The 26,516-nt window shown below is 47.6% G+C and carries 25 protein-coding genes, 1 tRNA gene and 1 pseudogene; 8 read left to right on the top strand and 19 right to left on the bottom strand.

The window, feature by feature from the left end; all coding sequences use genetic code 11:
- Window positions 1-19: 19 nt before the first annotated feature.
- The 5 genes from H144_RS0106755 to H144_RS0106735 all read right to left on the bottom strand — a co-directional run bounded on the left by H144_RS0106755 (window position 20) and on the right by H144_RS0106735 (window position 6,554).
- Entirely contained in the window at window positions 20-2,203 is a 2,184-nt protein-coding gene (locus H144_RS0106755; RefSeq protein ID WP_019941292.1) for an ATP-binding protein, read from the bottom strand.
- 154 nt (window positions 2,204-2,357) lie between these two features.
- Complete coding sequence (locus H144_RS0106750; protein WP_019941291.1) at window positions 2,358-4,022, bottom strand: T9SS type A sorting domain-containing protein; 1,665 nt, start codon at window positions 4,020-4,022, stop codon at window positions 2,358-2,360.
- 125 nt (window positions 4,023-4,147) lie between these two features.
- Window positions 4,148-4,741, bottom strand: coding sequence for a hypothetical protein (locus H144_RS0106745; protein WP_019941290.1), 594 nt, complete (start codon window positions 4,739-4,741; stop codon window positions 4,148-4,150).
- 612 nt (window positions 4,742-5,353) lie between these two features.
- Window positions 5,354-5,812 (bottom strand): hypothetical protein, encoded by a 459-nt coding sequence (locus tag H144_RS0106740; RefSeq protein WP_019941289.1) that lies wholly within the window; start codon window positions 5,810-5,812, stop codon window positions 5,354-5,356.
- Window positions 5,813-5,927: 115 nt separating this feature from the next.
- A complete protein-coding gene (locus tag H144_RS0106735; RefSeq protein WP_019941288.1) occupies window positions 5,928-6,554 on the bottom strand; it encodes a hypothetical protein in 627 nt (208 codons plus the stop codon).
- Window positions 6,555-6,958: 404 nt separating this feature from the next.
- On the opposite strand from H144_RS0106735, the gene H144_RS0106730 reads away from it, so the two are divergent.
- Window positions 6,959-7,603, top strand: a complete 645-nt coding sequence (locus H144_RS0106730; protein ID WP_157504481.1) for a hypothetical protein — start codon at window positions 6,959-6,961, stop codon at window positions 7,601-7,603.
- Window positions 7,604-7,935: 332 nt separating this feature from the next.
- Here H144_RS0106730 and H144_RS0106725 read toward each other — a convergent pair whose 3' ends face one another.
- The 9 genes from H144_RS0106725 to H144_RS0106685 form a co-directional block, all read right to left on the bottom strand.
- Window positions 7,936-9,069 (bottom strand): MFS transporter, encoded by a 1,134-nt coding sequence (locus H144_RS0106725; RefSeq protein WP_019941286.1) that lies wholly within the window; start codon window positions 9,067-9,069, stop codon window positions 7,936-7,938.
- A 72-nt stretch (window positions 9,070-9,141) separates the two neighbouring features.
- The gene (locus H144_RS0106720) at window positions 9,142-9,891 is read right to left on the bottom strand and encodes a metallophosphoesterase family protein (protein ID WP_019941285.1); all 750 of its coding nucleotides are present in this window, start codon (window positions 9,889-9,891) and stop codon (window positions 9,142-9,144) included.
- Window positions 9,888-10,664, bottom strand: coding sequence for a metallophosphoesterase family protein (locus H144_RS0106715; RefSeq protein ID WP_019941284.1), 777 nt, complete (start codon window positions 10,662-10,664; stop codon window positions 9,888-9,890). The genes H144_RS0106720 and H144_RS0106715 overlap by 4 nt, the downstream gene beginning before the upstream one ends.
- The gene (locus tag H144_RS0106710) at window positions 10,661-11,719 is read right to left on the bottom strand and encodes an ArsO family NAD(P)H-dependent flavin-containing monooxygenase (protein WP_019941283.1); all 1,059 of its coding nucleotides are present in this window, start codon (window positions 11,717-11,719) and stop codon (window positions 10,661-10,663) included. Before H144_RS0106710 ends, H144_RS0106715 begins: the two co-directional genes overlap by 4 nt.
- Entirely contained in the window at window positions 11,706-12,296 is a 591-nt protein-coding gene (locus H144_RS0106705) for a hypothetical protein (protein ID WP_019941282.1), read from the bottom strand. The genes H144_RS0106710 and H144_RS0106705 overlap by 14 nt, the downstream gene beginning before the upstream one ends.
- Before the next feature lie 25 nt (window positions 12,297-12,321).
- Entirely contained in the window at window positions 12,322-13,356 is a 1,035-nt protein-coding gene (gene arsB / locus H144_RS0106700) for an ACR3 family arsenite efflux transporter (RefSeq protein WP_026350471.1), read from the bottom strand.
- The gene (gene arsN2 / locus H144_RS0106695; protein WP_019941280.1) at window positions 13,353-13,802 is read right to left on the bottom strand and encodes an arsenic resistance N-acetyltransferase ArsN2; all 450 of its coding nucleotides are present in this window, start codon (window positions 13,800-13,802) and stop codon (window positions 13,353-13,355) included. Before arsN2 ends, arsB begins: the two co-directional genes overlap by 4 nt.
- 15 nt (window positions 13,803-13,817) lie before the next feature.
- On the bottom strand, window positions 13,818-14,384 hold the full coding sequence (locus tag H144_RS0106690) for a DUF6428 family protein (RefSeq protein ID WP_019941279.1): 567 nt from the start codon (window positions 14,382-14,384) through the stop codon (window positions 13,818-13,820).
- Window positions 14,385-14,431: 47 nt separating this feature from the next.
- Window positions 14,432-14,764 carry an ArsR/SmtB family transcription factor gene (locus H144_RS0106685; protein ID WP_019941278.1) on the bottom strand — a complete coding sequence of 111 codons (333 nt, stop codon included), beginning with the start codon at window positions 14,762-14,764 and terminating at the stop codon, window positions 14,432-14,434.
- 172 nt (window positions 14,765-14,936) lie between these two features.
- Between H144_RS0106685 and H144_RS0106680 the strand changes: the two genes are divergently transcribed.
- The 5 genes and pseudogenes from H144_RS0106680 to H144_RS34810 form a co-directional block, all read left to right on the top strand.
- The gene (locus tag H144_RS0106680) at window positions 14,937-15,638 is read left to right on the top strand and encodes a low molecular weight phosphatase family protein (protein ID WP_019941277.1); all 702 of its coding nucleotides are present in this window, start codon (window positions 14,937-14,939) and stop codon (window positions 15,636-15,638) included.
- A gap of 89 nt (window positions 15,639-15,727) precedes the next feature.
- Window positions 15,728-16,342 carry a sigma factor-like helix-turn-helix DNA-binding protein gene (locus H144_RS0106675; protein WP_019941276.1) on the top strand — a complete coding sequence of 205 codons (615 nt, stop codon included), beginning with the start codon at window positions 15,728-15,730 and terminating at the stop codon, window positions 16,340-16,342.
- Window positions 16,343-16,379: 37 nt separating this feature from the next.
- A complete protein-coding gene (locus tag H144_RS0106670; RefSeq protein WP_019941275.1) occupies window positions 16,380-17,261 on the top strand; it encodes a phosphatase PAP2 family protein in 882 nt (293 codons plus the stop codon).
- Window positions 17,262-17,687: 426 nt separating this feature from the next.
- The gene (locus H144_RS0106665) at window positions 17,688-17,879 is read left to right on the top strand and encodes a hypothetical protein (RefSeq protein WP_019941274.1); all 192 of its coding nucleotides are present in this window, start codon (window positions 17,688-17,690) and stop codon (window positions 17,877-17,879) included.
- An 8-nt stretch (window positions 17,880-17,887) separates the two neighbouring features.
- Window positions 17,888-18,625: pseudogene (locus H144_RS34810) on the top strand (recombinase family protein); the annotation flags it as partial.
- A gap of 784 nt (window positions 18,626-19,409) precedes the next feature.
- Here H144_RS34810 and H144_RS0106650 read toward each other — a convergent pair.
- The 5 genes from H144_RS0106650 to H144_RS0106630 all read right to left on the bottom strand — a co-directional run bounded on the left by H144_RS0106650 (window position 19,410) and on the right by H144_RS0106630 (window position 24,427).
- Window positions 19,410-19,481: transfer RNA gene (locus tag H144_RS0106650), tRNA-Arg, on the bottom strand.
- A 101-nt stretch (window positions 19,482-19,582) separates the two neighbouring features.
- Window positions 19,583-20,254, bottom strand: a complete 672-nt coding sequence (locus H144_RS0106645; RefSeq protein ID WP_019941273.1) for an NUDIX hydrolase — start codon at window positions 20,252-20,254, stop codon at window positions 19,583-19,585.
- Window positions 20,255-20,268: 14 nt separating this feature from the next.
- On the bottom strand, window positions 20,269-20,802 hold the full coding sequence (locus tag H144_RS0106640; RefSeq protein WP_019941272.1) for a hypothetical protein: 534 nt from the start codon (window positions 20,800-20,802) through the stop codon (window positions 20,269-20,271).
- A gap of 281 nt (window positions 20,803-21,083) precedes the next feature.
- Entirely contained in the window at window positions 21,084-23,090 is a 2,007-nt protein-coding gene (glgB, locus tag H144_RS0106635) for a 1,4-alpha-glucan branching protein GlgB (RefSeq protein ID WP_019941271.1), read from the bottom strand.
- 128 nt (window positions 23,091-23,218) lie between these two features.
- Window positions 23,219-24,427 (bottom strand): dipeptidase, encoded by a 1,209-nt coding sequence (locus H144_RS0106630; protein ID WP_019941270.1) that lies wholly within the window; start codon window positions 24,425-24,427, stop codon window positions 23,219-23,221.
- Window positions 24,428-24,615: 188 nt separating this feature from the next.
- Between H144_RS0106630 and budA the strand changes: the two genes are divergently transcribed.
- Window positions 24,616-25,443, top strand: a complete 828-nt coding sequence (budA, locus tag H144_RS0106625) for an acetolactate decarboxylase (protein ID WP_019941269.1) — start codon at window positions 24,616-24,618, stop codon at window positions 25,441-25,443.
- Window positions 25,444-25,497: 54 nt separating this feature from the next.
- Entirely contained in the window at window positions 25,498-26,508 is a 1,011-nt protein-coding gene (locus H144_RS0106620) for an alpha/beta hydrolase (RefSeq protein WP_157504479.1), read from the top strand.
- The last annotated feature ends 8 nt before the right edge of the window (window positions 26,509-26,516 follow it).

The raw sequence follows: 26,516 nt of genomic DNA, 5'->3' as shown, positions 1-26,516 counted from the left end.
GGGCCGGGACTTACTACATTCAGATTAGGGGGATTTGTATTGCAACCTGAGTCCCAAAGTCACCGGGGATAATCGACAGGCTCCCGCCCAACTGCATAGCCCTATCCATCATGCTTTTTGTTCCGGTGCCGGTCCCCTCCCCCTTCCATTGCCCATTGTCATTGATTTTCATTTCAAGCGTATGCCTGTTTTTGTTAATCGATATCGCCACTTTAGATGCGTTTGCATGTTTGGCAATGTTACTGATAGCTTCTTTGCAAATCAATAACAATTCCTTGCGCGTCTGAAGGGGTAAATCCTGATCATTCAATTCCTGGTCGAAAGAAATTTCAATATCGATATCCAACGCCTCAAGGGTCTGGGCTGCATACTCCCTGATGCGGGTTACCAGACTTTCCATTTTCTCATTCTCCGGACGGATGGCCCAGACGATGTCACTCATCTTCTCCTGAACCGTCTTACTTTGCCCGACAATCTTGCCCAGCATTTCCTGTGCCTGTTGCGGATTGGAGTAAAGCGCTTTCTGAGATACGTTGCTGAGAATGTTGATGCTCGTAAGCGTGCTGCCGATTTCATCATGCAGGTTTTTGCTGATACTATTCCTGATAGCCAGCAAATCCGCTTGCTGTTGTATTTTCTTTTGGAGTTTAAATCTGTTAAACCAGGTGAATCCTGCCAAAAGGAAAAAGGCAAACAGTGCAAGGAGCAGGTTTCTGATTCCCTTTTGGTTCTCCAACTGATTGTCGGTCAACTGACTTTCCTTTTGCGCGATCGCCAATTGCTGGGCTTTATTTTTGTTGATCAGGCTTTGCTTTTCTAGCTCCTCGTCCTGCAACTGTTTCTCGGCCGACAACAGTTCTATTTCCGCTTGCTTTCTTTGTGCTTCCAATAAATTGCCTGCTATTTCGGCCCGTTGCTTCTCGATCTGAAGTTGTTTTAATTGTTGAAGCGTATTAAGCCGCGTTATCTCAGAGTCCTTCTTTTCGGTTTCATATAAGGTGCGAATTTCAGTGATCTTGGCCAGATTGCTCTTTTCCAGAATGCTATCGCGATAAGCCACATATTTTTTGTGATTGAAATACGCATGCTCGAAATGCCTGCGCGCGGAATAGAAACTGCTGATCTTATCGTAGGCGTTGGCAATATTCTCCTTGTTATCCATCGAAGTTGCAAGCCGCAGGCCTTTTTGATAATAACCGATCGCCTCGGCGGAATCACCGTCAGCATTGGCCAGATTACCCGCCGAAACGTACATCCGCGATAGCATTTGTTTATCGTCGATTTCTTCGAAAACAGTAATCCCCTTTGTTTGCCACCTCAATGCTTCCTGGAAGTTTTTGGTCCTGGAATAATAAGCGGACAAAGCCGAAAACGCCGCGCCGATCATTCTCCCGTTCCGGGATTGCTCTGCACATTTTACTGCTTCTTGTAAATGACCCAGCGACAGCAGGAAATCTCCTTTTATCAGGTATAGTTGCCCAATGTTGATATTCGTATTGGCGAGCCCTCTCTTATCGTCCAGTTTCCGCCGGACTTCAATACTTTTCAACTGGTAGCGAATGGCCTCGTCTATCTTTCCCAGCAAATAATACAGCGAAGAAATGTTGCTGTACGTTTCTCCCATGCCCTTCTCAGAGCTATTGTTTTCGTATAACCTCAGGGCCCTGAGAAAATGCTCCAGCGCTTTGTCCTTTTCTCCTTTACCGAGATACATCGAGCCAAGATTACTGTAAACCTCTGCTGTTTTCACCGAACCTTCATTTTCCAGGCCGAGGGCAAGTGCCAGTCCCAGATAATTCTCCGCCTCTTTGTGTTTGCCCGTTTCGATAAACCGGATTCCCTGCCTGTTGTATACGTTGATTAAAAACGCCGTGTCCCTGAGTTGTTTCACCATGGGCAACGCAAGTGAATCGAACCGGTTCATTTCATTAATTTTTCCGACTAACTGACTTATTTCAGCCAGTTTGTCGTAGCACAAAACTACCCGACGCTTTGCGTTGGCATGAAGGGCAAGTTGCAACGCTTCTCTCAGTTTGGAGGATGCAGAATCGTATTCGGAACGCTTTGTATAATCCTCGGACGAAAGAATGAGGGATTCAAAAAGAGGACGGGAACCAGTACTTGTGGCCTGGCCCAAGGCCCGACCGTCGCTTATAAATATAAGCAGATGAAACAGGAGAACGATGAAGGCCGTGAGGTTCATATTCTGACTGAAACGGATCTAAACACAGTGCCATGAGGTGCAAATCCTTTTCAGTACTAAAATATTATTTTTAGGCTTGAAATAATAGCATTTCAAGAGGCGATTTAGCGTTCGGCATTACGCCTCCCACCGTTTTCCCGTTTGCTCGGTTACGCTAGTGGAACACGACTCGGTGTGCTGTTTTTTGCCCGCCGGTTTCAATCAGCAATTGATAGACCCCGGCGTTCAGCCTGCCGACAGGCTTTACCCATATCATGTTGTCCGGCTCGGTTGTTGTGGTAATCCGCATAGCTTGTCCTGAGACTTCTACAAGTGAGAGTTTTGCGTTCTTTGGGTCAGAAATCCGGACCCGGAAACCCCTCGCGTCCGCAGGGTTCGGAAACGGCGCGTTCGCAAGCAGATATTGCTCATCTTCCTCTACCAACTCCGACATCCTGGCTTTGCCTTTGGCGCCTGTTTGAAATAAGGAAAACCAAACGCCTCGCAAAGTCCTCTCAATGGATACCCCGGGTTGATAAACAGAGTATAGATAGCGCCCCTCTGAATACAGGCCCCAGGGCACGACGGGTGCACCCACGGGAACCCAGGCACCGGGGTCCCGCATCATCTGTACCGGCCTGCCGGGCACATAACTTGACGATTGCGCATTTGTGTTCCAACTCAGAATAATATCCCATACTCCCGGAGCGTCAATGATGTAGTTGATATTGATCCTTCCCGGAGCTGCTTCATCATCCTCAGCAGGAAACAAGCCAACGCTAGTAGCATAGGACGCGCCAGTTGGCTTTGCTCTCCGTGTGAGCGTAATGGGTGTGTAGGTAAATTCGTCGATGCCTACGAAATAGGTCCTGCTAATGGTCGAGTCGGTCCACACGGTCGAGAGTTGTGTGGTCCGGGCCATTACAAAAAACCTTTCGGCATTAGCCCCCTCGACCTTTGGAATAAAGACACGGCCAAACCCTCCCGAAATCTCTTTTAAACAAAAATGTCCCTTTACGAACCTGACGATAGACGTGCCGCGATTCTTGGTCGCAAGATCGACCCAGTATTTGGTCTCGATACCTGCAGGATTATCAATAATAAAAATACTCGGATAGATTCTATCAGGTGAACTATCATCAATTCTGATCATCTGACGTGACATTCCACCCATCCTGACTTGATAAGGATTAATCGTCCCATACGGACGTACTATTTCCATATTACCCAGAATATTCAGTGTAAATGGTCTTGATCCGGTCAGCAAGCCAAGCACTTGAAGATCATAACAAAATACATCAGAATTAATATGTACGATGCGACCAAAGTCACTAACTCTCACATTATCATATTTACGTGGCACAAAGCCCGTTGACCAGGTTAGTGGGTCTTCCCACATCATCCGAATGCTTGGCCTGCTAACAGATGTAACTAATGTGGGCACATAGGCAGTCAAAGGATATGCCACAGGGGTGCAAACCCAGCCTGTAAGTGGCGGAAAACGGTAAGTTACACCCGCTTCTGTCAGCATCCGACTGGGGAAACGGGAGGTGGCTACCAAATGCTCCGACATTATTCCCGCGACTTCTTTCAAAGAAAGTACCTCCCAGCGTCCTGTCGGGATGCTCCATTTGATCTTTTGAGGGCTTTTGAACGCGCCGTACTTCCGGTCGGCCCGAAATTCGACATATCTATCGGGGCTGGTTTCGTAGTAGGAATACCTTCCGTTGATCACGCTGTAAGGTGTGGGGTCGCCGTCCAGGGCGATATCCCCATCGAATATCCTGGCCAGCGCCGGCAAACCTGAAAGCACAAACAGAATTATCACTAGATTTTTCATAGCACATGTGATTTAGAGAATTTACCCGAAGAAAAACCGCACATCAAGGCTCTGGCTGGATGGGGATTTTAAATCCTTTCGTTCAAGTTGCTTGGTAGCTAACACATGATCAATCGGCATGATCACTATCGGAGCGATGAAAAGTCAAGCTTCCACTGACCTTCGCGGTTGTTTGCTTCATCCATTTCATTCACAAGGTCTGTTGCGTCCACAAAACACCTTAAATCTATAATTCTCGATGGCGGCAGGTCCCTTTCCAGAAGAAATATCGTTCCATAGAATTCAATGGTTGCCCCGGGAGCAATGTTTCTGTCAATGTCTCCACGCTCTTTGTTGACATCGCATAGGTAGGACCCGTCTGGTTGTAATTCGCTAGGTGCAAGCGTGGGAACTTCTCTCCTTTGAAAATAGCGCATAAAAATCTTTGATGACGGCGATGCGAAGGCGGTTTTTCTCCCTTGATTCGTGACATAAAACGTAAAACTGATAGCAACAGATCGGCCCCTAGGGTCGCCAACAGGAGGATAAAATGCCCTGGAGCGCTGAACTACCCCTGTTATACGTAAATCAGGGCCAATAGATACGACACGTTTGTTGGCATCCTGTTCAGAAGCGGTTACACTCTTTGAAACTTCGGGAACCACTGTTGCCTGTTCAGACTCGTCACAACTCAGTAACAGGTAACCCATGCTGATAAGAAATAGAAATTGCTTTTTCATTATGATGATATTACGGACTGGTTAAAAATACCTGTGTGCGAGATAATTGCGATGAACAAATCATTACAAATTTCTCCAGAACCAATAAGCCCCGCAATAACATATTAGGGTTAGAAGTTTACCCAACCGATCAGCGCCTCTAACTAATATGATCAACTGCCGGTTTTAGAAAACAGGAAGTATTTCAGACCGCTAGGACACGACAATCATGTGCTTCTACCCCCTGTTTGAGCTGTATGAATTGGGGAATAGAACAACGTCGTGACAAGATGATTATCGCAGTTTGGCGAGTGTCGGCTGAGTACAGAAAAACCACCGAATAAATCGAAAGGATAAGATTCTACAATAGCGGCAAAATTCATGTGGACGTCTAGGGGATGCCAGACAAGCTGCCTGAAAAGCTTTGGGGAAGACGATAGCGGGCTGATTTGCCGGAGTGTTACCCAGGACAGCCGTTCGGCTAGCGCGCATCTCGCCCGGATATGGTTAGAAAAGGATACGGCTAAAAATACCATGGAGCTGGCCAGGTATCGGCAGCAGCTGCAAAGGCATGCTTAGATACAGGAAAGGAGAAAGGAATGAGCTGGGATGGTAAAGACTTGTATTTTAACCCTACCTAGGAGTTCCGTCAGTTTTTATACTGGCGTCGAATGGATCATTAACCATTAGCGTAGCTTTATACAGCGTATCTAATCTGTTTTCTCTTTTAGGTAAAAGAAGCTCATCGAAGGTGACTTCATCATCAACCAATTTTTTCAAAAAGGCTTCGTCAAAATTTTTGTATTGGCCAGACCATCCACTTCCTTGATCTCCACATAGTGACAATAGCTTTCTGGTTGGGCTAAAATTTAATATAATCCCAGCTTTTTGCACTACTTCGTAATATTCCTTGTCTTTACTACTTTCATTATAAAAGCCGTATAGCTTTTTTATCGCATCTCTCTCTGTTTGCGCTTGTGGCATTTTACGATCAAAATATGCAGTGTCCACAGCGGGATCTAAATCGTCATTACAAGCAGCAAAAAATGCAATAAACATGACGGATAGCATAATTTTTATTACATTTTTCATGACATAGCTGAAATAACTTGTTCATGACAAAAGTATGTTATAAATGGTTACATTCAACGCATCTATGTTATCGTAATTTTATTTTCGTCCAATAGTTAGGTAGGAATACCCTTTTCTAAAAAGATCTTCCAATACAAAAAGCAAATTGGGGGAATAACACGTCTCCATTAGTGTCACCTTGCAGGCCGGTATGAAGACCAAACGAAATTTTTCTATTTGGGGAATAATTCATGAATAATCGAATTAATCCGCCAGGTGAATAGGTGCTTTGAGGCGTGGTATTTTCGGCAAGCATTACAGGGAAAGGCAAACCGGTTCCAGCGGGATAGTAAGTTGCCAAACTGTTAGGCATAGATGACGACTGGTAGCGAAAGAGAACACCAGCCTTGATACCAAGGCTTATGTATTCGGAGCGTACAAAACTATATCCCGCTATTCCCGCGAGTTGAATCCCTGCAACTGTGTACCTGTATGAAATGTCATGTTTTTTCTGATTTTGATCAACATAAGCCTCCGGATACTCTCCGTTGTGAATACTGCTTCCGGCTTCGAATGACCAAAGAAGCCTTTTCCTTATATACTTTTGAAACTCGAAGCCTTGAATTACCCCATTTAAATCTCCTGTGCCGTGGCCAGAAAATCCAAATGAAGCCCCCACTGTTCTATTTGGTAAATTGACTTCCTGAGCATTAGCAAGGCTGTTTAAACCACAAAAAATTAATAGAATTAGTCCTATTTTCATATGTTGAGCTTTGGCAGAACGTTGGGTCAATTCTAGCGATTCTCTATTGATATAAAAAGAGTTAAGTTATCGACGGGCAGATATTTTCGACCGGGTAGGCACACTTTCTTGACAAACGGTTACATATTGGATGATGAGTGTGGCCAATTTTGATTGACCGGCTCTAGCGGAAGTAACGTTGAAAAATCTAATCCTTTTCTTTACATCAGCGAGAAGCGATACAGCACGAAATTCAGAAAATGGGGAAACCGTTCAGATAACTCATTTTATGTCAAATGGGAAAACACAGAATAAGGGCTCGGCGGTCTCTGAAAGTTCTTCGATTAGTACAAGGATGTGAAGCTTTTGTGGGCAAGACAACGAAATTGCACTTGATTGTGTCATAATTGCAAAAAACTTGTTCTATGAGACTGATTTTCTTCTCAATTTTCTTTTTGACAACTACAATGGCTCGTGCACAGTGGAAAACGAGTTTAGGGGTTAATATTCCTCCGGTCATAGCCAAGTCCGTTGAAATTAGCTCAGAATTAAGCCGACATCCAGCATATTCGTTGAATTTTAATATTGGGCATACATTCAAAACGGGGCATACCGGCTTAATAGATCGTAAAGTCAATGACGGGATCAGAGAGAGAAGGACGTCTGGCACTTTCGTTAAGGCAGGGGTAAGGTTATATCCTACATCGACCTCGGGAAAGAAGAAAAGAAACCATTTTTTCGTAGGAGCAACCCTAATTTTGTCACAGTACAAGCAAACCGCTTTACGACAAAATTTATTGAATGATACCGGGGGTATAGATATCCGTACACCTGTTTCTGTAAAGGGAACAACCCTGTTTCCTGCTGCGACCATTGGGTTTCAGCATAACTTGACCAAATTTCTCATACTGGACTGGGGTGTTCAAAAATCGTTTGTTTTTCGGGAGAATAACTATTTGGGACTTAAGGACCGTAACTATCAACCAGGTGCAGGATCTGCACAATCAGATCCATTTATCGGATATTTCCAAGGTATTGTAGCTTTGAAATATCAATTCGCCCGCCGATAATCCCGTTCTTAGGGTGCTTTGGAATACAACGATAGTGAACAAGGAAATTAGCAGAGAGGCTGTTCCGTTTCACGACGATCGCATCTTTATCCGAATGACTTCAGGTAAAAAGCGGAGCATGTCGCTGGAGTGGTTTTCTACGCTTCAATTAGACGACCCAGCCAAGGCACGACCTGCAAGATAAAGAAGGCGCTCGCTGAAATCTTAAGGTAAAGACTTCGAGCTTCAATAGAAAGGGTCTGTGGCGCCTCATACCGGACGCTGAATGAGTACAGAAAAACGACCGTATTATTCAGAGAGGATTTGCCATAGACGATATCTATATTATCCTTTTACGCGGCGAGTTGGTTAGATTGTCGATGATATCTCCAGGTGAAGAATACGAGCAATACAACAATAGCCGCATACATTAGGCGTAGATGATCATTAGCCAGTAAAAAGCCACCTGCTAACGCGCCAAAGGCGGAGCCCGCATCCCTGAATGTAGCATTATCGGATACTGCGTGAGTCACATCGTCTTTGCCTGCTGACGCTGCCCCGGCCGCAAGAGAGGCATTAACGTTATAAAACGTAAACACAACGACTAACCCGGTAATTGACCCGCCATTTGTTGCCAGTAGTAAGCCTGAGCAAATCAACAGGATAGAGCCTGAATAAATATTAGAGAGTCCGTACCGATCGGCTGCCCAACCGGCAAACGGCGAAATCAAAAGGGAGCAAATCCGCCGAAAGCTCAGACACCCCGCAGCTGCGGCAGTAATTTCAACAGCTGACCAACTGGGCCGTGCACCCATCAACAGGGCACCGATCAAAACCACAAGCATGCCTTCGACTGCAAAAGCACCCAGGAAGGCCAAGCGGTTAAAAATTGAGGGGAAAGATACTTTGAAGCTGAACTGCCGACCTGGGGTGCGGTTCCTCTCTTTAAGTTTTATGGCAAAATAAATTCCGGGCGTTGAAAGGAGCGCAATTACGAAAAATATCAACTTCGGGCTGATCACATCAAAAAGCAATGGGCCGATTAAAAGCGCTAGCAGCGGCCCGGATTCAATAATACTTTGGCTCATTCCCAAGGCAAGGCCTGTTTGAGGATAATCCATCGCATAGGTGATTGCCCCGACGCGAAGAATAGAATACGATATACCCCAGATGATCCTGAGCAGCAATAGTGATGCGATTCCAAAACCAGCACCATAGCCCGCAGTGGCAAATACCGCGGCAATGGCCGCAAAGATCATTGGCAGACGAAAACCCTGGCGGCTGAAAACGCGCAAAATTAACGGGTTAAGCACGATCCTTGTGAAGCGGTTAATAGACAAAATAGTCCCGATCCAAATGATTGGCACATGGATACTGGGCGCGTTCACGGGCAAAAATGAATACAAAAACGCGTCGCCCATCAGTGCAAACGTCAAGCTGAACGATGCATACATTGGCAATTTTAACTCGTCAATATGCTTTTGCATCCTTGGGTGATGGATTTATCTAGCCTTCACAAACCTTTAATTAACGGTGAAGCATTTACACTTTCCTTAGGGCTAATATGCTTTTCTGAGACTATCGGCAAATGCATTGGGAAGCAGGCTCAGCTCAACAGCTTGCGCGGCTTTTTCGACATCGTATTTAATCCTGACAAACTCCAACTGAACGGAATTCTTTAGCATAGTGCCGGCTGATTGGTCAATCGTTAAAAGCACATAGCATGCTCGCGCGTCCCCGTCCTTGGGTTTACCCACAGAACCCGTATTGATCAGGTGGTGAAATTGGTCGCTACCGCCTTGACCTGAATTGATGATACGGTGATAAGGCTTGTGTGAGTGGCCAGAGCAAAGTATGTCGGCCTTAAATTCCTTTACCAGATCCACCATATAATCCTCTGATAGCTCCTGCAACAAATATTCGTTAATGCTTCTCGGGCTTCCATGGACAAGCAGCATGTGCAGCTGTTGATCATTAAGTTGAAATTCTAACCTCAGATGCCTCGGGAGTGTTAAGAGATAGTCCCTTTCCTTGCTTCCAACCAGCTTATACGCGTATTCGCTGTTTTCTTCAGTGTCGCAATCGCCTTTAGAAGGAAGTATCTTTGAAACTTTTAGGTCGTGGTTCCCGGCTATCGTAGCTATGCCATGTTTTCGGATCAGACCAATTACCTGATTGGGCCACACGTTGTAGCCAACCAAATCCCCCAGGCAGTAAACCGCGTCAGGCTGTTGTTTTTCCAGATCTTCCAACACCGCCTCAAAAGCGGGAAGATTGGCATGGATATCAGATAGAAGTGCTATTTTCATTTTCCCAGTCGTAGAGATTCCGCATATGCATCCGGAAGGATACTTTCTTCCACCGCCATGGCCGCTTTTTCAACATCGTACTCAAAACGAATAAACTCAACTGTGACACTTTCCTTGCTGGAAGTGGACGCATCGGCATTGATGTGCAGGATTACATAACCACCTCTTGGGTCACCATCCTTGGGTTTACCAACTGAGCCTATATTGATCGCGTGACGGAAATAATGAGTGCCGTCCCGCTCGACTGAGTCCAGGATCCTGTGGTAAGGTTTGTGCGTATGACCAAAAAGCATCACATCTGCCCCAGCCTGCTCCATGATCCGCAGCATACTTTTCTCGTCGCGATCTTCAAATAAATACTCGTTGATACGGCGGGGGCTACCATGTACCAGCAGCACTGAAAGTGGCTTATCATTTAAATGAAAATCCAATCGTAAATGGGCAGGCAACGTACGAAGGTAGGCTCTTTGCTCATTCTTCATAATCTCATTGGTGAATGCAATCGAAACCTTGCCGTTAGCCTTTTCATCATCGGTCTTATAAGCACACCCGCAGTCGTCACTGCTTCTGCCGATGCCAAAATCATAATTACCGGCTATGGTTGGTATCCCGCGTTTTCTAATTTCGTCTACAACCTCGTTAGGCCAGATATTGTATCCTACCAAGTCCCCAAGGCAGTAAATAGCATCAGTATCGCGGGTTTCAACGTCCTTAAAAAATGCTTCCAATGCCGGAAGATTGGCGTGAATATCTGAAAAAAGGGCAATTCTCATAAATCATTATTTAAGTATTCAATAATCTCAGTGACAGTCTGACGTGCCGAACGGCCTACCCCTATTAATGTTGCAGATGCGAAACCAGTGAAACTGCCATAACCCACCAGCCAGAGCCCGTTTAACTTTAAGGCCTTCGTGCCTTCACAGTCGACTTTTCCATCTTCATTGATGATGCCTAGATCTTTCAGGTGCCCTGTTGCAAAGCCAAAACCAGTACACCAGATCACCACATCAAATGGCTGGCTGCTGCCATCATGCCAGATAACGCCGTCTTTATAAAACTGCTTGAAGGTTTCGCGTGCATGAAGCACACCACGGTCGCGGGCCTGCTTTACAGGCGGTACCATCACGATGTTGCCTATGTTGTACTGGGCCGCATTAAACTCCCTCCCTTCCTTCATTGCATGGTATTTGGCCGATGCCACATCAAAAAGCACCCTGCCATCCACATCATCAGGTAAGAATTGTGGCTCTTTGGCTGTTGCCCAAACCGTGGTTGCCACCGTGGAAACTTCGGCCAGGATTTGCGCCCCAGAATTTCCCCCGCCGACTATTAACACGGATTTATCTTTGAAAGGAAGCGGGTTTTTATACTCGGATGAATGCAGCTGCTGGCCTGTAAACAAGTGCTTTCCTGGGATATCGGGGACGAACGGATTTTGAAAAGTACCGGTAGCCGAGATAATCACCTTGCCCAGATAATTTCCTTGGTCAGACTCTACCGTAAAAATGCCGCCCAGCTTTTTGACACTCATTACCTTGGCACCTCGCTGTATTTGGATTTGGTACCTTTCCTGATAGGCGTTCAGATAATCAAGCACATCTTGTTTTGAAGGAAACCCGCTTCCGGGTTTAGGCATGATCCAACCCGGCAAGGAGCTTTGTTCTGCCGGTGAAAACAAACTAAGTGAATCCCAGCCCTGTTGCCAAGCGCCACCACCATGTTGTTGGTCATCCAGGATGATATATTTCAGCGTTGTCCTGCGCAGAAAGTAGCCGCAAGCTAACGCGCTCTGTCCGCCACCGATAACGATCAGATCAAATACCTCCATGAGTCATCTGGCAGCAGTTCAATTTCTTGCAAACCCGCTCATAAACGGCGACCGGCTTCTTAAACATCAGAGCAGCGTGGAAAATCCCCATCAATATTCCCCCGGGGATTAACTGCGTGACCAATCCGGTAAAAATGCCGTATGTGGGAAGGCTTGAAAAGGTACTAATCAACACCAAACCGTCAGGCGTCAGGTGAAGCTTGATCACCAGGAAAACTGCAATGGATGCAAAATGAAAGCCATTTACCATTAAATGGATAATGTATTCCCAACGGGGTAGCCCGCCCATAAACGCCCTACTGTCTTTTTCCATGTATGCATCAAAACCTAATACGATAATGTCGATCGCGACCAAGGAAATGCCCACATAGAAAGCGAGATCTGAGCTACCCAAATAGAGAAAATAAAGGATCAAGGGAAACAATAGTGCCCTGATGGTATGGGTGATGTGCTCGTTTCTGCTCTCTGGGTGTAGGTAAAGTTTATACCGGACCAGGTGTAAATAAAAGCCGTCAAATATGGCAAGCAACGCAAAGCTGATCAATAGGATAATCGTTATTAAAAATGCAGTTTCCATTCGTCAAGGATTCGGTTTGTAATAGTTAAACTGAAAACTTCTTTTGCTGTTTGAGCGCGAAATTGACCATCAGGATCAGTACCGGCACTTCTATCAGCGGTCCAATCACAGCAGCGAACGCTGCACCCGAATCAATGCCGAATACCGCTATTGCGACCGCAATCCCAAGCTCAAAATTATTCCCTGCCGCAGTGAAGGCCAGCGATGTTGATTTGGCATAATCCGCGCCTGCACGTTTTGAAAGGTAAAAGGCAGAGAAAAACATGATTACAAAATAGATCGTCAGCGGCAGCGCGATGCGCAGCACGTCAAACGGTATACTGACGATCAACTGCCCTTTCAAGCTGAACATGACCACGATCGTAAATAGCAAGGCAATTAACGTGATTGGGCTGATGGCCGGAAGGAATTTTTTCTCGTACCATTCCTTGCTAAACAGCATGGTCAGTACGACCCTGGAAATAATACCCGCCAGAAATGGGATGCCCAGATAGATGAATACGCTTTGGGCGACCTGCCCGATGGTAATATTAACTTCAAACCCTTTTAGTCCGAAGAGAGGCGGCAAAATCGTCACAAACACGTAGGCATATACCGAGTAAAATAAGACCTGAAATATGCTGTTGAAAGCGACCAGCCCTGCAGCATACAAGCGGTCGCCATTAGCCAGGTCATTCCAGACAATGACCATTGCGATGCATCGGGCAATGCCGATCATAATAAGCCCGGTCATGTACTCGGGCTTATCAGGCAAAAAGATTACGGCCAGGCCAAACATCAGCAATGGCCCTACAATCCAGTTTTGAATCAGTGAGAGCCCCAAAATCTTAGTGTTGTTAAATACCTTCGGCAGCTCGGCATAGCGCACCTTTGCTAGCGGCGGGTACATCATCAGAACCAAGCCAATGGCAAGCGGCACGTTTGTCTGCCCTGAATTAAACTGATTGATGAAATCAGGTGTGCCTGGCAAGAAATAGCCGATTGACACACCGATAAGCATGGCTAAAAAGATCCATAAAGTCAGATAACGGTCTAAAAAAGAAAGCCGTGGGGTGTTCATGCGTTTTGGTGCTTTAAATTACGTTTCATGACAACAGCCGAAGATGGGCAAAGGGTGCTAAACTGTCTGGTCTGCTGAATGGTCTCGGGCACTTGCTCACGGTTCACTGGCGCGAAACCATACCGTTCAAAGTAATGGTCAGCTGTGGTTGTGATCAGATATACCGCTTCCAATCCTCGTTCGTCTGCACCTGTCAGTAGCTGCCTGACCAACTGCCCGGCAATACCTTTGCCCTGGTGGGTTGGACTGACAGCAACTGAGCGCAGCAGGCCGACGGGCCCGAAGAGTTCAAGACCGGCGACGCCAACAAGCGTCCCGTCTTGTTTCGCCAGAAGAAAATTGCGCAGGCCGGCTGGTAAATCTTCGGTAAGTAGGTCAGTTTTTTTTAGTAAGCTGACCACCAATTCTTTTTCTTCCGGCCTGGCATTATCGATTTGAATGCTCATAATTCTTTAACTTGATTAACAACATCCTGAACCAGGCTCGCAGCACACCGCCTCAGAAGCGACTAATTCCAGCTCCTGTTTGACCGGGGCAGGCGCGCAGCATGAGCCTTCCGCAGATGATGTGCCGCAGCTCTGGTTGCGTGTGAGCGCCTTGCATTGGGTAAAGTCCGGAACCAAGTTGACTGTGAATGTTTCGCCATCGGCAGCAAACTCACCCGGATACATCTGGCGCGTATCAAACTTTGAATTACCAAATTCGATCTTCACAGTTGCGTCCGGATCCAAAGGAAGCGTTTTTTCAACCAGGTTGACAATTTTAAGTGCTTTGCTGACCTTCATGGAGCGGTCCACCTCCTTCACCGAAGGCTCCCAAAGCTGCACGATAATCTCTGTCCAGCTATTCATTATCCCGCCGCAGTCCACCGAAACAATAGGCGCTTGCTTGATCTCGGTAATGTGGTAAGAGCTGTCTACAAACTTGCCTTCTTCATACTGGAATTGCAGATGTAAATCTGGATTTTGTTCTAGAGTGCTTTTAAATTCACCCCACGTCATTGGATTTAATTGGCTCATGGTTTTCATTGGTTAAATGCAATATTACGATTGATATTTTCAAAAAAATACCCTGCTTAATTACAGCAGGATGTAGCGAGGGCAAACGTCTCAAGCAAAGAGCCGAAAGTTTTTTGTGCTTCCTCCCAAACTTCGGGATTGATGCAATAACATACCCGGGGTGGGTTAATTTCCCCCTGAATAATCCCGATCCGTTTCAGCTCCTTCAAATGCTGGGATACGGTCGCCTGCGCAAGTTCGAGCTCATCGACCAGGTCACCACAAACACAGGCTTTCCTTGCAATCAATAGTTGGAGAATCGCAACCCTGGCCGGATGTGAGAATGCTTTGGCCAGATCCGCAATCCGGTTCTGTTGTTCGGTGAATATTTCGGTTTTCGTAACTCCCATGATGCAAATATAAAGACTGATTTTTCAATTGCAATATTACGATTGATTTTTTTGAAAACTTTTTCAGTCTGTAACATCCATGAAACCTAGTATGCTTAAACTTTTTTTTGCTCGATAGATTCTAATCGTATCTTTACGATTGATTTTCCATATTCACTGACAACAACCAAATATGAACCTGATCAATTTGTTGATAGTAACCTTTTTAAGCACAGTTTCAATTATGCCACGTGAAAGCACCACCAGTAAAAGATCCCTCAATCCAGAGCTGGCCTCCTACATTAATTCAGTAAAAAATGACTTTTCACACATACCTCAAGACCGAAAAGAAGAGCTTGACAAGATTACCGGGTACATCCAAAAGCAGGTGGATGCCGGCCAACCAGTGCAGCTGACCTATATCTGCACCCACAATTCCAGACGCAGCCATTTCGGGCAAATTTGGGCAGCAGCTGCTGCCGCATATTATGACGTCCCTAAAGTGAAGACTTTTTCTGGCGGCACTGAGACCAGCGCATTCAATGAGCGAGCGGTCGCTGCCTGTGAAAGGGCCGGATTTGACATAACCAAAACCTCAGAAGGCAAAAACCCTGTCTATAATGTAAGCTATGCTTCCGATACAGAGCCGCTTAAAGCTTTCTCAAAGAAATATGACGACAGCAGCAACCCTCAAAATAACTTCTGCGCTATAATGACCTGTTCGCAAGCCGACAAGGCTTGTCCGGCTGTAAAAGGTGCAACCGCTCGGGTCGCTGTCCCTTATGACGACCCAAAACAATTTGACGGTACTTCTCAGGAAACAGCCAAATACGACGAGCGCTGCAAACAAATTGCCACGGAGACATTCTATGTTTTCTCCAAAGTAAAGTTCTAAATCACGATCATTAGGTATTCGCCCTGTACAGGGGGGATTGCCGCATTTACGTTTATCGCAATATAACAATAGAATTCCATTGTTTCGCCATGAACACTTTAAAGAAGGTTGTCGAAAACTGGCAGGATTATCAGCTTACGATTCTAAATTACCTACGAAAGCATAGCAAAGACGAAATGCTTTCCGAGGATCTGGCTCATGACATATTTCTTAAAATATACGGTCTCAGCCTAAGGCCTGAATACCGTGTCCAAAATCTGCGTTCGTGGATTTTCCAACTGGCGCACAACACGTTAACCGATCACTACCGAAGGCCCATCGGAAAATGCCTGTGCACAGAAAATGTCGGTACCCTTTCTTTACATCCGGAGCAAAACCCATACTTGGAGCTGGCGGATTATGTCCGGCCTTTACTAACCTGCCTGCCTGAAACATATGCAAAGCCTTTGGCATTGGAGCTGGACGGGCTTCCACAAAAGGATATCGCCACAGAATTGCAACTGGACCTTTCCACTGCAAAATCCCGGATTCAAAGATCCCGTAAGAAAATGCACGGGCTTTTTTATGAATGTTTCCATCTGGAGCTCGATGCCTCAGGCCGGGTAGAAAACTTCGAAGTCAGGTCTGATTGTCAAACTTTGCAGCGGTTTCTATCTGAAATGCGACAAAGTTTTGCTCTGAGCATGCATCTTTTTGAAGCCTAATCCGTCATGGTGCAGTTAAATTAAAACTGTGCTCGATATGAAAACCTATTTTCTCTTTGTTCTGGCGCTAATGATCGCTCCATTGGTGCTAGCACAAAACCCACACGCAGCCGAGCCGATATCTGATCACTATAAACAATTGCATGCATTAAGTGCCCGGATAAGCCCGCAGAGACCTGGAATGGATACTGTTCATTATCCGCCGAAGGAATATGGCAGTTCATCCATCTATTTAATTGCCAAGCCTTATTATTTGACCGATCAGCAAGTTGAAGCGCTGAAAACCAGCGTTGAACCACCTGCCAATTCGTCTGACCAGACCCGGAAGGAGCTCGATTACCTACTTCAGCTGCAACAAGGCCGGTCCCCCGAGCAAGTGAAACGTGTCGAATTTTTGGGTGCAATTGGCTATTGGCCTTCCACTGATCTTATTCCAACACATCCTGAATACGCCCAAAACCTGAGAGATTTGTTTTTTGAGGGAAGTGAAATCCTGGGAGCTACCTGTACTGCCGACCGATACCCACAAACGGCAAAACTGCTTAAAGGGATCATGCGCGACATGAGGATCATGGAATTTACAATCAAGTATCATTATAACCGTCCACGTCCTTATCACCTTGAACCAAACCTAAAACCTTTAACACGAATCGGCTCACCCTCATTTGCAAGCGGGCACACCTTGTGGGCTTTCCTGCAAGCCTACACATGGAGTGAGCTGCTTCCACAGCGCCGGAATGAATTCATTAAACTTGCCGAAGAGATAAGACGCTCACGCGAGATCTTGGGGATCCACTATCCAAGTGATAATGAAACTGCTCGCCAGATCTCTCACAAGATGTTGGCTTACTTTTTTACCAATAAAGAGTTTCTAAGGGATTTTGAAGCCGCCAGGGCGGAGTGGAAAACAGACAATTGATGAGAGTTATGGTGACCTCCAACGTACCTAGGACATGAATTACAGTTTAACCAGAACTTTTTTGAATTTGGTGTACCATGAATCGACATTTCTCCAATAATTAACACCTAAATACAGCCAAACACCAAAATCTTGAAATTACGATTTAACGACCGTATTTGCGTACATTACTTCGTCTTTAACACCCAATCTTGTCTCTCATTTTCAAGCATTTAGGTATCGATTCAAGATCAAAAACAACTTGATGCGACATTTGTTTCGTTGCCGGTAGGATACTCAACTTCCTGAACTCCACAGGCAAAGGGCAAATAACCAAAGCTATTCTTCGGAACGTTCATCTCCGCGTCGACCCATTCGAAAATCGAAAGGGTGTTTGATCCCCGTTTTCACAGGCCTATATTAAGGTTGGGAGAAAAGAACGAGGGAATGGAAAAACAAAGCGAACTGAACAATGAGCAAGTATTGAGTGTCGTCAAACACCTGAAAGATATCGGCGAAGATATAACTATCGAACAAGCAGAAAAGATGCTGGAATCGATGCAACACCTGGCTACATTGGCCATTAATCAGTATTTTCGTAGGGCTTCTGGTTCGAAGCGCAATTCGTCAACAAAATAATCAATACCATGTCCAGAGCTATTCTATATGTCAGGGTAAGCACTGATGAACAGGCGGAAAAAGGCTATTCTCAGCGAGATCAAGAGGAAAGGTTGCGAAATTGGTGTAAATACAATTCCGTGGAAGTTGCCGAAGTGATCCTCGAGGACCATTCGGCAAAAACATTCTTGCGGCCAAAGTGGCAAATTCTACTTGCCCGATTAAGGGAGAATAAACGACTTCGGATTGATCAGATCCTATTTACAAAATGGGACCGGTTCAGTCGCAACGCTGGTGATGCCTACCAAATGATTAATATCCTTCGCAAAGCAGGTATTGAACCACAGGCTATCGAACAACCACTTGATATCCGAATTCCAGAAAACAAGATCATGCTTGCTTTCTATTTAGCTGCGCCCGAAGTCGAGAATGATCGTCGCGCGTTAAATGTCTTCCACGGCATGCGGCGCGCCAAGAAAGAAGGACGCTGGGTTGCCACCGCCCCGATAGGATATCGTAATGCCCGGTCATTTGACGGGAAAAAAATAATTGAGCCTGACACAAATAAGGCACCGATAATGAAATGGGTGTTTGAGGAGCTTGCATTAGGCAGATTTAACACCGAGCAAGTGTGGAAGCAAGCGGTCAGAAAAGGGCTAAAGTGCAGCAAAAACAACTTTTGGCTCGCAATTCGGAATCCGGTCTATTGCGGACAGATATTTATTCCCGAATTCGAAGGGGAAAAGGCACAGCGCGTGAAGGGATTGCACGAGCCAATCGTGTCGCCATCAACATTCAATTTAGTGCAGGATATGATTTCCGGACGAAAACGGAATCCTTTTCAAAAGCCAAAAATCGTTTCAGATGACAACCTTCCACTCCGGGGGTTCTTACGTTGTACCAAATGCGATAGAATGCTATCAGGAAGCGCATCGAAAGGAAGAAGCACTTACTACTATTATTATCACTGTTCTTCGTCGTGTGGTGTGCGATTTAAGGCGGACGACGTAAATGAAAAGTTCGAACGTCAGCTCAAGATGCTTGTAGCGCGTCCCGGCCGGATGAAAATTTATTCTGATTTGGTGCTTAGCAGCTACAAGGAACAGACGAAAATCCGGGAAAAGGAGCGGCGTGATTTGGTGGATGAACTGGACAAGATAAATGAAAGATTACGAAATGCACGGATCAAATTGGTCGATGGGCTTATCGCGACAGAAGACTTTGAGCATGTAAAATCCTTCTGCACAAAACGAATTGAGGAACTTGAAATTAAGCTCAACAGCTTTTCCGATGATCATGCAGAAATAGGTGCATATTTAAAGCATATCCTCACGGGACTCGAACACCTGCCAAAGCTTTATAAATCAGGCACTATTGAAGAAAAAAGACAGATAATTGGTTCGATCTTCCCAGAAAATTTGACGTTTGACGGAATCGAACATCGAACCGCTCGGCTGAACGAAGGGATCGATCTTATCTATCAGATAACGAGCAAGTTAAGAACACAAAAAAAAGGGACAAATGCGTTTAAAAACGACTTGTCCCTTAGGGTGCTCCCGAAGGGATTCGAACCCCTATCGATGGTACCGGAAACCATTATTCTATCCATTGAACTACGGGAGCAGTAGTGGCCTTTCCAGGCCGTATCGGGGTGCAAATATAGCCGCAATTTTGAATTTTGGCCAAATTAACACCGATTTGTTTTAAAAATTCGCACCGAAAATTTATAACTTTTTCAGCAACTCCCAGTCGCCCACGCTTTTCAAATAAAGATAATCCAGCAGCACGCCGTTTACATTGTTGATCAGCTTGTGGCCTTCGGCGAACGGGACGACGAATGTCTTGATGTATTCATGGTCTGAAAGTAGCCCCTGTACCGTGTTATGGTACGACTGGATCGCCTCCGAGGTCAGTTCCAGTTCGCAGTAGAACATGTACATCGCTTCGTCGCTCGTGCCTGTGGAGGGAAAATACGGGTCTTGGTTTACGCTGATCAGCTGTGATTTTTCGACGGCGATGCCCGTTTCTTCAAATACCTCGCGGGCCGCTACGGATGCCGCGTCACTTTCGCTGTCGAGCATGCCGGCGGGGTGTTCGTAGGTCATCGAACCGTCGCATATGCGGCGCTGCTGCACGAGAAGCAGGTATTTCTCGCCGGTCGCGATGTCTATAAAGCAGACGAGCACGCTTACCACTTCCCCTTTCAGGAAGCAGATCGGGGGGATTTTGTTGCCTTCCGGGGTCGTTGCGTCCGTATAGAGCAGCGAAAACAGCACTTCTCCGTGACCGTTGCGGCGGGAATACAGCTCGTCGATGCGGTGGATATCCAGCCCATTCGCGATCAGCCGGTTTTTCCAGAGGTTATATTTGTGCGAATCGGTCAGATTCTCTGCCATGTGACTTCGGTTACTCAATTGTACAATGGGAACGACAATGCCACGTATGGCACGCCGTAGGTGGTCGAATAGCGCTTCTGGCCATTATCGAGCTTGTAAGGCGCTGCGTAGGTCACCCGGCCGTGCGTGTAAGCGACTTTCACGCCGATCTGGTCTGTGATCCAGAACCGCACATAAACTTCCGATTGGCCGCTTTGCTTGTCCATCACGAGCGGCAGCACATTCACCGTCGCCGGGTTGCTGGCCAGGTATTTGTTATAATATTCGCCCCCCTCTCCGGCATAAAGGCCGCTGCCTGCATACAGTCCGCGCCGTTTCAGGCCGAACGCGACACCGAAAAGATCGGTATTGGCGCCGATATCAAATTTCCACAACCGGAAGTTCGCCCCGGCCAGGAAGCTGGCTCCATTAGCCGAAATACGGCCGAATTTAAGCGTGTCGGACGAAAGCGCGCTGCTCTTCGGGAACATGTCGGTGCGGCCGGCGTAATAGCCCCATGCCCGCACGCCCCAGCCCAGCCGAAACCAGCGAAAATTGTTCAGGCTCAACTCCTGATGATATGTGACGGAAGGAACCCAAACTTTGTCCTTATAACCAAGACCAACGTCGATTCCCGATGTAACGCGGGATATATCCTGGGAAAAAACTTGTATTGAACCTAGAAAAACAAAAAGAACTATTAAGCGGATACTTTTCATTTGATTCGTGATGTTTTGATCGGCAAAGGTAAAAAAATAAGGCAGAGACCACAGCCTCTGCCCAAAGATCGTCTGCGAAATAAGTAAACGGTAGACACCAATCAGTCGCCGGACCGTTGCCTGTCAGCCACTTATTTTCGCGCAGCTGCTACTTTTCTTAATACAACGGCGCCCAGCGGCGGCAGATCCAGCATCAGCGAGTTCGCTTTTCCGTGCCATTGGTGGCTTTCCGCAGTTACCGGGTCGTAGTTGATGACCCCGCTGCCTCCGAAATGCTCCGCGTCGGAATTGAATATTTCCTGCCAGCTTCCCTCGGAGATCACGCCCACGCGGTAGCTCCTGCGCGGTATCGGCGTGAGGTTCAACGCGATGATCAGGTTCTTGGCCGGGTCGGTCGACTTGCGGGCGTACACCAGCACCGAGTTTTCGCGGTCCTGGGTGTCGATCCATTCGAAACCATCATGCGAGAACGAGTAGTCGAACAGCGCCGGTTCTTCCTTATACAATTTGTTCAATGCCTTCATGCATTCGGCAATGCCTTTGTGCGGCGCAAATTCGAGCAAATGCCAGTCGAGGCTTTGCTGAAAGTTCCATTCGGAGGTTTGACCAAATTCCCCACCCATAAAAACCAGCTTGGTACCGGGGTGGGTGAACATATAGGTGAACATCAGCCGCAGGTTCGCAAACCGCTGCCATTCGTCCCCCGGCATTTTATTGATCAGCGACTTTTTCCCATATACCACCTCGTCGTGCGAGAAAGGCAGCATAAAGTTTTCGGAAAATGCATATACCAGGCTGAAAGTCAGCTGGTCCTGATGCCATTTGCGGAATGCCGGATCTTTTTCGAAATACTTCAAAGTGTCGTTCATCCAGCCCATCATCCATTTCATCCCGAAGCCCAGCCCGCCTACGAATACCGGCCTCGATACGCCCGGGAATGCGGTGGATTCCTCGGCGATGGTCTGCACGTCGGGAAATTCGGTGTATACGGCTACGTTCATTTCGCGCAGCAGCGAAATCGCTTCAAGGTTTTCCCGGCCGCCGAATTCATTCGGTATCCACTCGCCATGCTTGCGCGAGTAGTCAAGGTATAGCATCGATGCTACCGCGTCGACGCGCAGGCCGTCGGAATGGTACCGGTCGAGCCAGAATATCGCATTACTGATCAGGAATGACCTTACTTCGTCCCGTCCATAGTTAAAAATGTAGCTTTTCCAGTCGGGATGGTAGCCTTTGCGCGGGTCTTCGTGCTCGTACAGCGCCGTGCCGTCGAAGCGGAAAAGACCGTGCTGGTCGCCCGGAAAATGCGACGGTACCCAGTCCATATAAACGCCGATACCGGCCTGGTGCAGCTGGTCGACTAGGTACATCAGCTCCTGCGGCGTGCCCATGCGCGACGAACACGAGAAGTACCCGGTAATCTGGTAACCCCACGATGGCGCGTACGGGTGCTCCATAATCGGCATCAGCTCCACATGCGTAAAACCCATTTCCTTCACATAGGGCACGAGGCTCTCGGCAATCTCTTTGTAGGTAAGATGCCTTTCAGGGTCCGAAGGATCGCGCTGCCAGGAACCCAAATGCACTTCGTACACTGAAATAGGCGCATTCAGCTTGTTTTTCTCCTTGCGCACCTTCATCCACTCGGCATCGCCCCATTCATACCAGGTATCCCACACGATGGAGGCGGTCCGAGGCGCTACCTCACACCATAGCGCGAATGGGTCAGATTTTTCGAGATGCTGGCCATTCTGGGAAACGATATAGTATTTGTAAACTTCACCTACCCCCACATTCGGTATCCATCCCTCCCAAATCCCTGAACTGTCCCAGCGCGGCGCCAGCGAATGACCGCCGTGGTTCCAGCCATTGAAATTCCCGATTACCGACAGGTAAGTTGCATTGGGAGCCCATACGGCGAAGTACGTTCCTACCACGCCATTCACCTCCATCACATGCGATCCCAGTTTTTCGTAGAGCTTATAGTGCTTGCCCTGACGAAACAGGTGTATATCGAAGTCTGTAAAACGGCTAATGGTTTCTACCGCACTCACCGACTGGGCCGCGACGGGGGTACCGGCCTCTTCGGCAGGATCGATGGTTGCGTTTGTTTTTTTCTTTCCGGTTGACTTAGCCATTTGTAATTCTTCAATTAATGTGTAATCCGTTCGAGGACGTAAGATTTACAATTTTATTAAACTATTTATTAAAATGTATATATTTTTTACTCCCTCAGTACTGCTCCGGGCACGGCTTAAAGCGCTTATCAGATGTTACCGGCGGCCTTTTCTACCTGATCCAGAACGCGCATGATATTGCCGCCCCAGATCTTTTCGATATCCTTCGCCGAATAGCCTCTTTTAACAAGCTCTTCCGTAATGGCGCCGATCTGGCTCACATCCTGCAAGCCGATCACCTCTCCCCCTCCATCCATATCCATGCCAATGCCCACATGGTCCACGCTCGTGAGCTTGATCACGTGCTCGATATGGTTCACCGCGTCCTGCACGGTAGGCATGTCCGACTTGTACTTCTCATTAATCGCCTTCATTTCATCGCGCAGTGCCTTTTTATCGGCATCCGAAAGGTCTGTCTGACGGATCTTCAACCGCAGGGCTTTCAGCGACATCTCGTGCGGCTCGGAAGGCTTTTTCACAAAGCCGGGCACGAAGTTGATCTGGATCACACCGCCGTTCTTTGCCAGCGTTTTGATCATATCGTCGGTCATATTCCGGGGCACGTCGCACAATGCGCGGCACGACGAATGCGAGGCGATCACCGGCGCTTTCGTCAGTTTGATCACATCGTAGAAAGTAGAATCCGACACGTGCGAAATGTCCACCATAATGCCCAGACGGTTCATTTCCTTCACCACATCTTCCCCAAAAGCGCTCAGCCCGTTGTATTCCGGGCCATCGCCGTCCGTCGAAGAGTCGCAAATGTCGTTGTTGAGCGAATGCGAGAGGGTAATGTAGCGCAGGCCGAGGTCGTAGTACAGTTTCAGGTTCGTAATGTCCCTGCCCACCGGCCAGCCATTTTCCATACCGATAAATACGGCGCGTTTGCCCTCTTTTTGCAGCCTGTAAGCATCTTTCGAGGTCACAGCCAGGCCGGCGGTCTGCGGGTTCGCCTTCACGGCCGCGTGTATTTTGTCAAAAATGGCCAGCGCCTTTTGCTTCGCTTCGGCGTTGGCAGCCTCGGTACGCTTGCCCTGGCCGAGGTACACGGCGAAAAACATCCCGTCCATGCCACCGCGGACCATGCGCGGGAAATCGATCTGTGAACGGTCCTTTTCAAAATCGTGCTCCACGGCCACGTCGAAGCCTTCTTTCATCATATTAATGGGCACATCGGCGTGGGTGTCGATCGTCAGCGCGGCCGCGTGGATCTTCTTGGCCTTGTCCGACATCACAGGTGGGGCGAGTTGCGCATGCGAGAGCGCGGGAACGAGTAACAGGAGTAAAAACCTTTTCATTTTCAGTGTAATTGGTGATTGGTGAAGGAATATTAGCAGTTTTTAAATTGATCCTTTTTTTCTGAATTATCAACTGCCGCGCGCCTTTCCCTGCTATTCTGCAAAATATACCCGGCAGGTTACCATAACTTTGTAAAAATTCGCCCGTATCCGTTCTTTTGTAGCGATTTCCGAAAACCTTTGCCTGCATGACACCTCCGCTTCCATTCCATAAGATCCGCCATCATTGGCTGATCGCCGCATTCATGATCATAGCCTCCATCGCCCCGGCACATGCCCAGCGGGCCAGGAGCGCGCATTCCGCGCCGGCCGACCAGGACTTCATGTACCAGTATTCCATCATCGACGCGCTCATGGCGGGCGTATTCGACGGCGACCTCACGATCGGGCAGTTGAAAAAGAAGGGCGATTTCGGCGTCGGCACATTCAACCGCGTCGACGGGGAGCTGCTGATTGATAAGGGGCATGTGTACAAAGTCAGCTATAATGGCTCGGTAAAGGAAGTCCCGGATACGGACAGCACGTCCGCGGCATTCGTGAAGTTTTTCAAAGCCGACACCATCATCCGGCTCGAAGGGCCGGGCCTTACCTATGAAAAAGTGCAGGAACAGCTCACGCATTTGCTCAATCCCAACGGCATTTATGCATTACGCATTCACGGTACGTTCCCGACAATGACCACCCGCGCCGAAAAACCGGCCGACAGGCCCTACACGACCCTATCGGCACATTTGAAAGAAAATCAGGTCGTTTTTGAATTGAAAAACACGAAGGGTATTTGCAGCGGCTTTCTGCTCCCGCCCTACCTGGCTCGTACCAATGTGCCGGGGTATCACTTGCATTATTTAGCGGACGACCACCGTTCCGGCGGCCATATCTTCCGGTTCACGGCCGATGCGGTTACCGTCGAAGTGGATATAGCCAAAGGTTTCACGATCGAAAACAACACCAATGCAGAATTTGGTAAAGTGAACCTGCAACCCGACCGCGGTGCCGAACTGAAAAAGATTGAATAGTTGCCACAACACCGCCCAGCACATATCTTTACGGTCGCCCAGCGCATGCTTACCATGAAACATCGCCTTCTCTATCTCTTCATCATTGTCCTGCACACCGGCATTGCCCACGGGCAGGTGACCTATTTCGCAGATTTGCTGGGTAAAGGTTTCAAACAGGCCACCATCGTGCAGCCTTCCGACTATGAAGGCAGCGTTACCTGCACCATTGTCCGCAAAACAACGCCAGAGAAGAGCAGCAAAGCGGTGCTGTACATACACGGCTTCAACGACTATTTCTTCCAGGAGGAAATGGCGGAGCGTTATTTAAAGGAAGGTTTCAATTTTTACGCTGTCGATCTGCGGAAATGCGGGCGGTCGTGGCTGAGCCATCAGAAGTTTAATAACGTCCGCGATCTGGCCGAATATTACGCCGATATCGATACGGCACTGGCCGTGATCAAAGGTGAAGGCAATGAAAAAGTGCTCCTAAGCGGGCATTCGCTCGGCGGGCTCGTGGCGTCACTTTATGCAAGCGACCGTGTGGGAAAAGAAAAGTTCGACGCGGTGTTGCTGAACAGCCCGATGTTTACCTTGAATATCAAATCAGGCCTCAAAAAAAGCGCATTGCCCTTGCTCATCAAAAGGGCTGAAAAACATCCCGAATCGAACTTCGACCTGGGTATCAACCCGCTTTACGGCGAAAGCCTGCACGTTACGGCGCACGGTGAATGGTCGTACAGCCTCGGATTGAAGCCGTTTATCGCGCCGCCGGTAAACCTGGGGTGGCTGCGCGCCGTGCACAACGCCCAGGAGCGCGTGGCGCAAGGCATTCAGATCAACAAGCCGGTACTCGTACTGCACGCGGCCCGATCCATCGACGAAAAGAAGTGGAGCGACATTTTCTTCACCGGCGACGCCATCCTGAATGTAGACGAGGTGGCGCTCCGGGCACAGAATATCGTCGGCCAATACAGCATCCAGGCGGTGCAGGGCGGCATGCACGATCTTGTTCTTTCTAAACAACCCGTGCGCGACGAGGTATATTCGACGATTTTCAACTGGGCGAAACGCACCGTGAAGTGATCACTTCA

Source organism: Dyadobacter beijingensis DSM 21582 (assembly GCF_000382205.1).
In the GTDB taxonomy this organism is placed as follows: Bacteria; Bacteroidota; Bacteroidia; order Cytophagales; family Spirosomataceae; genus Dyadobacter; species Dyadobacter beijingensis.
This window is presented reverse-complemented; position numbering and strand designations above follow the sequence as displayed.